The following is a 12,806-nucleotide window of genomic DNA, read 5'->3' as shown; positions in this document are numbered from 1 at the left end:
GCGGATCGCCTACATGCTGCAGGACAGTGCGCCGGCCGTGGTGCTGGCCCAGAACGCGACCCAGGAGTTGCTGGCCGGCGTGTCGGTACCCGTGATCAATCTGGATCAGGGCACCTGGCAGGACGAGTCCGTCCGGAATCCACAGGTGCCGGGCCTGACCTCGGCACACCTGGCCTACCTGATCTACACCTCGGGTTCGACAGGTTTGCCCAAGGGCGTGATGATCGAACACCGCAACACGGTGAACTTCCTGACCTGGGCCCACGGGGCCTTCGACAACGGGGCCTTGGACAAGACGCTATTCTCGACCTCGCTGAACTTCGACCTGGCGGTCTACGAGTGCTTTGCACCGCTGACCTCGGGCGGCAGTATCGAGGTGGTGAAAAACGTCCTGGAACTGCAACACGGCGAGCACGATATCGGCCTGATCAACACTGTTCCCTCGGCGCTCAAGGCGCTGCTCGAAGTCGACGGCCTGCCGCAATCGGTGCACACGGTGAACGTGGCCGGTGAAGCGCTCAAGCGCAGCCTGGTGGAATCGCTGTTCGAGAAAACCGGCGTTCAACGCCTGTGCAACCTCTACGGCCCGTCGGAAACCACCACCTACTCCAGCTGGGTGGCGATGGATCGAGAGGATGGCTTCGCCCCGCATATCGGCAAGCCGGTGGGCAACACCCAGTTCTATCTGCTGGACGAGCAACAACAGCCTGTCCCGCTGGGCGTCCCGGGTGAAATCTACATTGGTGGTGCCGGCGTAGCCCGTGGCTACCTGAACCGCGATGACCTGACCGCCGAGCGTTTCCTCCGGGACCCGTTCAGCCAGGACGCTTCGGCAAGGATGTACCGCACCGGCGACCTCGGCCGCCACCTGCCAGACGGCAACATCGAATACCTGGGCCGCAACGACGACCAGGTGAAGATCCGCGGTTTCCGCATCGAACTGGGCGAAATCGATGCCCGCCTGGCGAAACACCCGGCCATTCACGAAGCGGTGGTCACCGCCCGCGAGGACGTGCCGGGCGACAAGCGCCTGGTGGCCTACTACACCCTGGCCGAGGGCCATGCCTCGGTGGAGATCGACAGTCTGCGCCGCCACCTGCAGGAAAAACTGCCGGAGTACATGGTCCCGGCCGTCTACGTCGCCCTGGAAAAACTGCCGCTGACGCCGAATGGTAAGCTCGACCGCAAGGCCCTGCCGGCGCCGGACCTCGATGCCGTGACCAGCCGTGGCTACGTGGCCCCCGAAGGGGAGATCGAAATCGCCCTGGCCCATATCTGGCAGGAGTTGCTCGGCCTGTCCCAGGTCGGCCGGCATGACCGGTTCTTCGAACTGGGTGGTCATTCGTTGCTGGCCATGCGCCTGATTTCGCAGATTCGCCAGCAACTGGGGGTCGAACTGGGTCTGGCCGAGCTGTTTGCCCAGGCCGAACTGGCGGACCTGGCCCAGGTGATCGCCCAGGCCGGGCGCAGCACCTTGCCGGAAATCGTGCCGGTGGCCCGCGACCAGGCCTGGCCGTTGTCCTTCGCCCAGCAGCGCCTGTGGTTCCTGGCGCAGATGGAGGGCGCCAGCGCCGCCTACCATATGCCCGGTGGCCTGAGCCTGCGCGGCGTGCTCGACCGTACGGCCCTGCAACGGGCCCTGGAGCGCATCGTCGCGCGTCACGAAGGCCTGCGCACCACTTTCATCCTGGGCGACGACGAACAGCCGCTGCAACGGATCGCCCCGGCAGACGCCGGCTTCAGCCTGCAACTGCACGATCTGCAGGGCCTGGCGGATGTCGACGCCAGACTGCAGGCGCTCGCCAGCGAGGAAGCCCTGCAAGCCTTCGACCTGGAACAGGGGCCGCTGATTCGCGGCCGCCTGATCCGCCTGGCCGAGGATCATCACGTACTGCTGGTGACCCTGCACCATATCGTCTCCGACGGCTGGTCGATGAATGTCCTGACCCGCGAGCTGGCCGCGCTCTACGCCGCGTTCAGCCAGGGCCAGGAAGATCCGCTGGCGCCGTTGCCGCTGCACTACCTGGATTACGCGGTGTGGCAGCGTCGCTGGCTCAGCGGCGAGCGGCTGGAACAGCAAACCCGGTACTGGCAACAGGCCCTGGCCGATGCCCCGGCGCTGTTGATGCTGCCTACCGACCGGGTCCGTCCGGCCCAGCAGGACTATGCCGGTGCCGCGCTGCCGGTGGTCCTCGACGAACAGCTGACCCGCGGCCTCAAGGCCCTCGGCCAGCGGCACGGCACCACCTTGTACATGACGGTGATGGCCGCCTGGGCCGCGCTGCTCGGCCGTCTGGCCGGGCAGGAGGAAGTGGTGATCGGTTCGCCGGTGGCCAACCGTACCCGCAGTGAAGTCGAAGGGCTGATCGGCCTGTTCGTCAACACCCTGGCGATCCGCGTCGACCTCGGCGCGCAGCCGACCGCCGAGGCTTTGCTGGCCCGGGTCAAGACCACCACCCTGGGCGCCCAGATGCACCAGGACCTGCCGTTCGAGCAGGTGGTGGAAGTGGTCAAGCCGGTGCGCAGCCTGTCCCACAGCCCGATCTTCCAGGCGATGCTGAGCTGGCAGGACATGGGCGGCAGCGACCTGGCCCTCGGCGACCTGCGCCTGGAAGGCCTGGACGCGGGGCATACCCTGGCCAAGTTCGATCTCTCGCTGGACCTGGGCGAAGTCCAGGGCCGCCTGCTCGGTTCGCTGGAATATGCCACCGCGCTGTTCGATGAAGGCACCATGCGGCGTTACCTGGGCTACTTCCAGCGCCTGCTGGAAGCCATGGTCGCCGATGACCGGCAGGTGCTGGAAAGGGTGCCATTGCTCGATGACGCCGAGCGTGAACAGTTGCTGCGGGGCCTCAACGCCACCGAAGTGCCGTATCCGAGCCACAGCACGATTCACCAGTTGTTCGAGGAGAGGGTGCAGGCGCAACCGCAGGCCATCGCGGTGGCCTTCCAGGATCAGCGTTTGAGTTATGCCGAACTGAACCGCGAAGCCAACCGCCTGGCCCATCGACTGATCGGCCTGGGCGTCGGTCCGGACGACCGGGTGGCGATCTGCGTCGAGCGCGGGGTGGAAATGATGGTCGGCCTGCTCGGCGTGCTCAAGGCCGGTGCGGCCTATGTGCCGCTGGACCCGGCCTATCCGGCCGAACGCCTGGCCTACATGATCGAGGACAGTACGCCGTCGGTCCTGTTGACCCAGCGTGCATTGCAGGAACGCCTGCCGGCACTGGAACTGACGCGGTTGCTGCTCGACGCCGACCAGCGCCAGGCCTTCAGCGAGCGCGACGACAACCCGGTGGTCCCGGATCTGGGCGTACGCAACCTGGCCTACGTGATCTACACCTCCGGCTCCACCGGCAATCCGAAGGGGGTGATGATCGAACACCGCGGGCTGGTCAACTACAGCGTCGATGCCGCGCGCCTGTTCGGCCTGACCCCGGCGGACACCGTGCTGCAGCAGAACACGCTGAACTTCGACCTGTCGGTGGAGGAGATCTTCCCGGCCCTGTTGGCCGGTGCCACCCTGGCGCCAAGCCGGGAGATCTTTGGCAGCGAGGGGACGCAGGACTACGGCATCCGTCCGACCTTCCTGCACATGACCGCCGCCCACTGGCACACCCTGGCCGCCGAATGGCACAGCCAGCCGCAACTGGCCGCGCGCTGCCTGGCCGATGTCCGGCTGATCAACGTCACCGGCGATGCGCTGTCGGCGCAGAAACTCAAGCTCTGGGATGAAGTGCGCCCGACGCATACCCGGCTGATCAACACCTACGGTCCGACCGAGGCCACGGTGTCCTGCACCGCGGCCTACGTCAGCCATGATGCCGAGGCCGGCAGCGAGGGCAGCGGCAACGCCACCATCGGCAAGCCGATGGCCAACACCCGGATCTACCTGCTCGATGCCCATCAGCAGCCGGTGCCGTACGGTGTGGCCGGCGAGATCTTCATCGGTGGCGATGGTGTGGCACGCGGCTACCTGAACCTCGAACAGGTCAACGCCGAGCGCTTCCTGGTCGATCCGTTCAGCGACCAGCCTGATGCGCGCATGTACAAGACCGGTGACCTGGCCCGCTACATGACCGACGGCCGTATCGAGTACCTGGGGCGTAACGACTTCCAGGTCAAGGTCCGCGGTTTCCGCATCGAACTGGGCGAAATCGAGTTGCGCCTGGGCAACTGCGCCGGGGTCAAGGAAGCGGTGGTGATCGCCCGGGAAGACAACCCCGGCGAGAAGCGTCTGGTGGCTTATGTGGTCGCGCAACCCGAGGCAAGCCTGGACGCCGCCAGCCTGCGCGCGGAACTGGCGCCGCAACTGGCCGAGTACATGCTGCCAAGCGCCTTCGTGCTGCTCGACGCGTTGCCGCTGACCCCGAACCGCAAGCTCGACCGCAAGGCCCTGCCGGCCCCGGCGGAGGAGGCTTTTGCCAGCCGTGAGCAGGTCGCCCCGCAAGGCACTGTCGAAACGGTCCTGGCGCAGATCTGGCAGGACCTGCTCAACCTGGAACAGGTGGGGCGTCACGACCACTTCTTCGAGCGGGGTGGCCACTCGCTGCTGGCCATGCGCCTGATTTCCCAGGTGCGTCGACGCCTGGGCGTCGAACTGAACCTGGCGGACATCTTTGCCCAGCCGGAACTGGCGGCACTGGCCGAGGTGCTGGCGCACGCCGCCGGCAGCAGCCAGCTGCCGATCGTGCCGGTGTCGCGCGAGCAGGCCCTGCCGTTGTCGTTCGCCCAGCAGCGCCTGTGGTTCCTTGCGCAACTGGACGGTGGCAGCGCGGCGTATCACATCCCGGCCGGGCTGCGTTTGCGTGGCAGCCTGGACCGTGTTGCGCTCAAGCAGGCGCTGGATCGTATCGTCGCCCGCCACGAAGCGTTGCGCACCACCTTTATCCAGTTGCCGGGGCAACAGCCGGAGCAACGCATCGCCCCGGCCGACATCGGTTTCAACCTGCAATGGCAGGTGCTGACCGGGCAGGCCCAGGCGGAAGAAGAGCTGCGGTCCATCACCGCGCAAGAGGCTCGCGAGCCCTTCGATCTGGTGAACGGGCCGCTGGTGCGTGGGCGGCTGGTGCGCATGGCGGATGACGACCATGTGTTGCTGGTGACCCTGCACCATATCGTTTCCGACGGCTGGTCCGCCGGCGTCCTGACCCGTGAGCTGGGCACGCTCTACGAGGCTTTCCGCCAGGGCGCGGAAGATCCGTTGCCGGCCTTGCCGGTGCAATACGCCGACTATGCGCTGTGGCAGCGTCGCTGGCTGGAGGGTGAAGTCCTGCAACGGCAGGGGCAGTACTGGCAGCAGGCCCTGGCCGGGGCGCCGGTTCTTCTGACCCTGCCGAGCGACCGGCCACGGCCGGCACAGCAGGACTACAGCGGGCATACGGTGGGCCTGGCCCTCGACGCCGAGCTGACCCGCGACCTCAAGGCGCTGAGCCAGCGCCAGGGCAGCACCCTGTTCATGACGGTGATGGCCGCCTGGGCCGCGGTGCTCAGCCGCCTGTCCGGCCAGGACGACGTGGTGATCGGTACGCCGGCGGCCAACCGCCAGCAGGCCGAGGTGGAGGACCTGATCGGGTTCTTCGTCAATACCCTGGCGATCCGTGTCGACCTCTCGAGCGCACCGAGCGTCGAGAGCCTGTTGCAACAGGTCAAGCAGCAGACCCTGGCCGCCCAGGCGAACCAGGACCTGCCGTTCGAGCAGGTGGTGGAGGTGGTCCGGCCGCAACGCAGCCTGGCCCACAGCCCGATCTTCCAGGCGATGTTGTCCTGGCAGAACACCGAGGATGTCGATCTGGCGCTGGGTGACATGGCCCTGCAGGGCATCGGGGTGACCAGCAGCACGGCCAAGTTCGACGTGCTGCTGGACATGACCGAAGTGGGCGACCGCCTGTTCGGTACCCTGGAGTACGCCACGGCATTGTTCGACGAAGCGAGCATGCAGCGCTGCCTGGGTTACCTGGAAGCCATGCTGCGCGGCATGGCGGCCGATGAACGGGCGCTGATCGGCGAGATCGCCTTGCTCGACGAGGCGCAGCGCCAGGAACTGCTGGACGGTTTCAACGCCACGGCGGTCGACTATCCGCAAGACCTGACCCTGCACGGGCTGTTCGAGGCACGGGTCGCCGACTGCGGTGAAACGATCGCGGTGGTGGATGAGCAGGGCAGCCTGAGCTACGACGCGCTCAATCGCCAGGCCAACCGTATCGCCCACCGCCTGATCGGCCTGGGTATCGGCCCGGACGACCGGGTAGCGATCTGTGTCGAACGCAGTCAGGCGATGGTCGCGGGGCTGCTGGGGATTCTCAAGGCCGGTGCCGCCTATGTGCCGCTGGATCCGGACTACCCGATCGATCGCCTGACCTACATGCTCGGCAACTGCGCGCCGGCAGTGATCCTCACCCAGGAGTCGCTGCGGTCGGTGTTGCCACCGAGTGACGTACCGGTCCTGTTGCTCGATCCGGCCCAGGCCGAGCATGAGGGGTTGCTGGCCCAGCCAGACCATAACCCGCTGCGCGCGGACGTTCGTCCCGAGCACCTGGCCTATGTGATCTACACCTCCGGCTCCACCGGCCAGCCGAAAGGCGTGATGAACGAACACCGCGCGGTGGTCAACCGCCTGCTGTGGATGCAGGACGAATACGGCCTGGACGCCTCGGATCGGGTGCTGCAGAAGACCCCGTTCAGCTTCGACGTGTCAGTCTGGGAGTTCTTCTGGCCGCTGTTCAACGGTGCGCGGCTGGTGATGGCACGCCCCGGCGGCCATCGCGATCCGGCCTACCTGCGGCAGGTGATTGGCGAGCAGGGCATCACCACCTTGCACTTCGTACCGTCGATGCTCGACCTGTTCCTGGCCCACGGCCAGACGCAGCAGAGCGCTCTGCGGCGGGTCATGTGCAGCGGCGAGGCACTGCCAGGGCACCTGGTGCGGCGCTTCAAGCAGCAGTTGCCGCAAGTCGGCCTGTTCAACCTCTATGGGCCGACCGAAGCGGCGGTGGACGTGACCGCCTGGGATTGCGCCGGACCGCTGGAGCAGACCCCGGACAACACCCCGATCGGCAAGCCGGTGGCCAACACCCGGATCTACCTGCTCGACGCGTACCGTCAGCCGGTGCCGCGAGGCGTGGCCGGGGAGCTGTACATCGCTGGCGTGCAGGTGGCGCGTGGCTATCTGAACCGTCCTGAACTGAGTGCCGAGCGGTTCCTCGACGATCCGTTCGGTGACGGACGCCTGTATCGCACCGGTGATCTGGCCCGCTATCTACCGGACGGCAACATCGAGTACCTGGGCCGCAACGACGACCAGGTGAAGATCCGTGGCTTCCGTATCGAGCTGGGGGAAATCGAAGCGCGCCTGGCCGCTTGCGCCGGAGTCAAGGAAAGCGTGGTGCTGGCACGGGAAGACAACCCTGGCGAGAAACGCCTGGTGGCCTATGTCACGGCGCAACAGCCGGAAACCGTCCTGGCGGTCGAAGCGCTGCGTGGTCATCTGCAGGCCGTGTTGCCGGAATACATGGTGCCGGCGGCCTATGTGCAGCTCGATGCGTTGCCGCTGACCCCCAATGGCAAGCTGGACCGCAAGGCCCTGCCGGCCCCGGACGCTGGCGCGCTGATCAGCCGTGAGTACGAGGCCCCGCAAGGCGAAACCGAAAACCTGCTGGCGCAACTCTGGGCCGAACTGCTCAAGGTTGAGCGCGTCGGGCGGCATGACCACTTCTTCGAGTTGGGCGGCCATTCGCTGCTGGCGGTAACGCTGATCGAACGCATGCGCCAGATCGGCCTGAGCGCGGACGTGCGGGTGCTGTTCGGCCAGCCGACCCTGTCGGCCCTGGCGGCGGCGGTGGGTGGCAACACGGAAGTCGTGGTGCCGGCCAACCGGATCGCGGCCGGCTGCGAGCGCATCACGCCGGACCTGTTGCCCCTGGTCGACCTGACTCAGGAGCAGATCGACCGGGTGGTGGCGAGCGTGCCGGGCGGTGCGGCGAACGTGCAGGATATCTACCCGCTGGCGCCCTTGCAGGAGGGGATTCTCTATCACCACCTGGCGGCGGAGCAGGGCGATCTCTATCTCCAGCAGGCGCTGTTCCACCTGCGGGACCGCGAGCGGCTGTCGGCCTTTTTCGACGCCCTGCAGGGGGTGATCGGTCGTCATGACATCCTGCGTACCGCCGTATTCTGGGAAGGCCTGGACGAGCCGGTGCAGGTGGTCCTGCGTCAGGCACCGCTGGTGCTGGAGGAGTTGCCGCTGGCTGCGCAGGACGGCGATATCGACGAGCAATTGCGCAAGCATTTCGACCCGCTGCACTACCGCCTCGATGTGCGCCAGGCACCCTTGCTGCGCCTGGCCTGTGCCTACGACGCCAGTCGGCAGCACTGGGTGGCCGTGCTGCTGTTCCATCACATGGCACTCGACCATACCGCGCTGGAGGTGGTGCAGCACGAGATGCAGGCCTATCTGCTGGGGCAGCAGGCGCAGTTGGGCGCGCCAGTACCGTTCCGCAACTATGTGGCCCAGGCGCGCCTGGGCAGCAGCCAGGCCGACCACGAAGCCTTCTTCCGCGAGATGCTGGGCGATGTCACCGAGCCGACCCTGCCGTTCGGCCTGCAGGAGGTACAGGATGGCAGCGCCATCGAGCAGGCCCGCCGGGTGGTCGACCAGGCCTTGAGCCAGCGTCTGCGCCAGTGCGCCCGTCATCTGGGCGTCACTGTAGCCAGCCTGCATCACCTGGCCTGGGCCAGGGTGGTCGGCGGGGTCAGCGGTCGCGAGGACGTAGTGTTCGGTACCGTGCTGATGGGCCGGATGCAGGGCGGCGAGGGTGCCGATCGCGCGCTGGGGATGTTCATCAACACCTTGCCGCTGCGCATCGAGGTCAATGCCCGTGATGTCCGGGCAGGCGTCCGGGCGACCCATGACCGCCTGACGGACCTGCTCGCTCACGAGCACGCGTCCCTGGCCCTGGCCCAGCGTTGCAGCGGCGTGGCCGCGGCGACGCCGCTGTTCAGCGCGTTGCTCAACTACCGGCATAGCGCCGTGCAGGCCGACAGTCAGGCGCTGTCGGCGTGGAACGGGATCGAGGGGCTGGGCGGCGAGGAGTGGAGCAACTATCCGCTGACGCTGTCGGTGGATGATCTGGGTGAGGATTTCGTCCTGAGCGTCGCGGCCCTGGAGGGTATCGGTGCGCAGCGGGTCTGCGACTACATGCACACGGCCCTGGTCAACCTGGCGGCGGCCCTGGAGCAGGCGCCCCAGACGCCGTTGGCTGAACTTACGATCCTGCCCGATGCCGAGCGCGAGCAACTGCTGGTGAGCTTCAACGCCAGCCATCGCGACTACCCACGGACACAGACCGTGCACGGGCTGTTCGAGGCCCAGGTCCGTGCCCGCCCCGAGGCGTGTGCGGCGATCCACGACGGCGTGGCGTTGACTTACGCCGAGCTCAACGCCCGAGCCAACCGCCTGGCCCGGCACCTGCGTGGCCTCGGCGTGCAGCCGGGCGACAGCGTGGCGATCCTGCTGGCACGCAGCCATGACCTGCTGGTCAGCCAATTGGCGGCGCTCAAGTGCGCGGCGGTCTATGTACCGCTGGACATCAATGCACCGCTCGAACGCCAGGGCTTCATGATCGAGGACAGCCAGGCACGGGTCCTGCTGACCCATAGCCAGGTGTCGCTGGCGACCTCGGCACAGCGGGTGGAACTGGACCGTCTGGACCTGTCCGCTCTGGATCCGGATGACCTGGGGATCACCCAGTCCAGCGAAAGCGCGGCGTACATCATGTACACCTCCGGCTCCACCGGCACCCCGAAAGGCGTGCTGGTGCCGCACCGGGCCATCAGCCGGCTGGTGATCAACAACGGCTACGCCGATTTCAACGAACGGGATCGAGTGGCCTTCGCCTCCAACCCGGCCTTCGACGCCAGTACCCTGGATGTCTGGGCGCCGCTGCTCAATGGCGGCTGCGTGGTGGTGATCGGCCAGGACGACCTGCTGTCCCCGGCGAACTTCCAGCGCCTGCTGCTGGAACAGTCGGTGACGGTGTTGTGGATGACCGCCGGGTTGTTCCATCAGTATGCCTCGGGCCTGGGTGAGGCATTCTCGCGGCTGCGTTACCTGATCGTCGGCGGCGACGTGCTGGACCCGGCGGTGATTGCCCGGGTACTGGAAAACAGTGCCCCCGAGCATCTGCTCAACGGTTACGGCCCGACCGAAGCCACGACCTTCTCCGCGACCTACGAAATCACCGCGGTCGGCAACGGGGGCATTCCGATTGGCCGCCCCGTGGGCAACACCTGCCTGTACGTGCTCGATGCCCAGGGCCAGCCGGTGCCGGTGGGTGTGGCAGGAGAGCTGTATATCGGCGGGCAGGGCGTGGCCCTGGGTTACCTGAACCGGGACGAGCTGACCCGGGAAAAATTCCTGGTCGACCCATTCGACAGCGAGCCGAATGCCCGCCTGTACCGCACCGGCGACCTGGTGCGCTGGCGCGCCGACGGCAACCTGGAGTACCTGGGCCGCAATGACGCCCAGGTGAAGATCCGCGGTTTCCGGGTCGAACTGGGCGAGATCGAGGCGCATCTGGTCGAGCATCCCGAGGTCAGGGAAAGCGTGGTGTTGTGTCGCGAGGATCTCCCGGGCGACAAACGTCTGGTGGCCTACTTCACGGCGCAGCAGCCTGAAACCGTGCTGCCGATCGAGAGTCTGCGCGACCATCTGCAAGAGTCCGTGCCGGAATACATGGTGCCGGCGGCCTACGTGCAACTTGATGCCTTGCCACTGACCGCCAACGGCAAGCTGGACCGCAAGGCGTTGCCGGTGCCGGATGCCCAGGCGCTGGTCAGCCGCGGCTACGAGGCGCCGCAAGGCGAGGTCGAAAGCCGATTGGCGGCACTCTGGGCCGAACTGCTCAAGGTCGAACGGGTGGGGCGGCATGACCACTTCTTCGAACTCGGCGGTCATTCGCTGCTGGCGGTGCGACTGGTCAGCCAACTGGCTGCCGTCGGCTTGTCCCTGTCGCTGGTCGAGTTGTTCCAGCACGCGACGGTCGCGCAGTTGGCTGCCCTGCTGGGCAGCCGGGCCGAGCCCGCAGGGGTTGAGCAAGTGGTGCCGGTACGCACCACCGGCAGTCAACGGCCGTTGTTCCTGGTACACGAGTTCACCGGCCTGGACCTGTATTTCCCGACCCTGGGCCAGCATATCGACAGCGATATCCCGGTCTATGGCCTGCCTGGCGTTCCCCTCGGGCAGCCGCAGTTGCAGACCCTGGAATGCCTGGCGAGCCGTCTGTTGAACCTGATGCGCAGCGTCCAGCCGCAAGGGCCTTATCGTCTGGCCGGCTGGTCGTTCGGCGGCTTGCTGGCCTACGAGATCGCCATCCAGTTGGAAAGCCTGGACGAGGAGGTGGAGTTTGTCGGCCTGATCGATACCTACATGCCGCGCCTGGTGGATCAGGGCCGCGAGCGCTGGAGTCCGCACAGCGCGCATCGCCAGCATCTGCTGGAACGCTGTGAATCGTTCTGGAATGCCCAGGGGGTGAGCGAGGAAACGCTGGCGGCACTGGACGTGGTGCGTTCAAGGCTGCAGGACTTCGATTTCGAAGGGCTCCTGCAACATTGCCGCGAGCAGGGCGTATTGCCGCCGGAATTCGCCGTGTACGAGGCCGAGTCTCTGTGGCGGTACCTGGATCGCGAGGTGGCCCACGGGCATGCCCAGGCCCACTACACCGTGTTCCCCACCAGCGTACCGGTGCACCTGTTCACCGCCACCGAGCTGGCCCACGATGCCGTGCCCCATGACGGTTACCTGGGGTGGGACGCTGTGCTGCCGCGCAGCCAGCTGCAGCGTATCGAGGTCGCAGGCGATCACCAGAGCCTGATGCAGGCACCGCATATCCAGGGCCTCGCAGGGGCGCTCAATACGGCGTTGGCTGCGCTGGCCGGGCGTTCGGCGCCAGTGCGCGCCAAGCACCAGCCGTTGCTGACGATCCAGGGCGGGCGCGGCGATCACACGCCGGTGTTCTGCGTACCGGGGGCCGGCGACAGCGTCACGGGCTTTATCGGCCTGACCGACGCGTTCGGTGCGCATTGGCCGATCCATGGCCTGCAACCGCGCGGGCTGGATGGCCGCACGGTGCCGTACGGTTCGGTGGAAATTGCCGCCGAGGCCTACCTGCGGGCGCTCGACAGTGTGCAACCCGAAGGACCGGTGCACCTGCTCGGCCATTCCTTCGGCGGCTGGGTGGTGTTCGAGATGGCCCTGCGCCTGGCGGCTCGGGGGCGCGAGGTGGCCTCGTTGACCCTGGTCGACAGCGAATCGCCAGGCGGCAACGGTGTGGTCGGCAGGCCCTACACGTCGATCGGTGTGCTGGAGCGCCTGATCGAGACTATGCAACTGGCGGCGGGCAAGTCGATGGAAATCGACCGGGCCGCCTTCGAGGCACAGGGCGATGCCGATCAACTGCAGCTGTTGCATGCCGGCATGGTTCGCGCCGGGCTGCTGCCGCAACGCTCGGCACCGGACTCGATGCGCGGGCCGGTACGGGCCTTCGGTTCGGCCTTGCGCACCCGCTACCAGCCGTCGGCGGTCTATACCGGCCCCGTGCGCCTGGTGCTGGCCGATGACCCGGTGCTGGACGCGGCGGGCAACCAGCGCGAGCAGCAGGCCATGGTCAACGGCTGGCGGCGTTGTGCCCCGGACCTCACCGTATGGCGTGGGCCGGGTAACCATTTCACCATCCTCAAGGCGCCACATGTGCAGCATCTGGCGAGTTGGTGGCGAAGCTTCCATTAACCCAACCTCTTGAAATCCGGCG

At 66.9% G+C, this 12,806-nt stretch carries 1 protein-coding gene (running past one end of the window); it reads left to right on the top strand.

From position 1 onward, the window contains the following. Positions 1 to 12,784, top strand: the 3' end of a protein-coding gene (locus tag ACMGT0_RS16300) for a non-ribosomal peptide synthase/polyketide synthase (protein WP_416768983.1). It extends 18,023 nt beyond the left edge of the window; only the last 12,784 of its 30,807 coding nucleotides appear in the window; the start codon falls outside the window, past its left edge; the stop codon is at positions 12,782 to 12,784. Positions 12,785 to 12,806 lie beyond the last annotated feature (22 nt).

The organism is Pseudomonas sp. RHF3.3-3, from assembly GCF_048069595.1.
GTDB classification, from domain to species: domain Bacteria; phylum Pseudomonadota; class Gammaproteobacteria; order Pseudomonadales; family Pseudomonadaceae; genus Aquipseudomonas; species Aquipseudomonas fuscovaginae_B.
The sequence above is the reverse complement of the archived record's forward strand: the minus strand, read 5'-3'. Positions and strand labels throughout refer to the sequence as shown.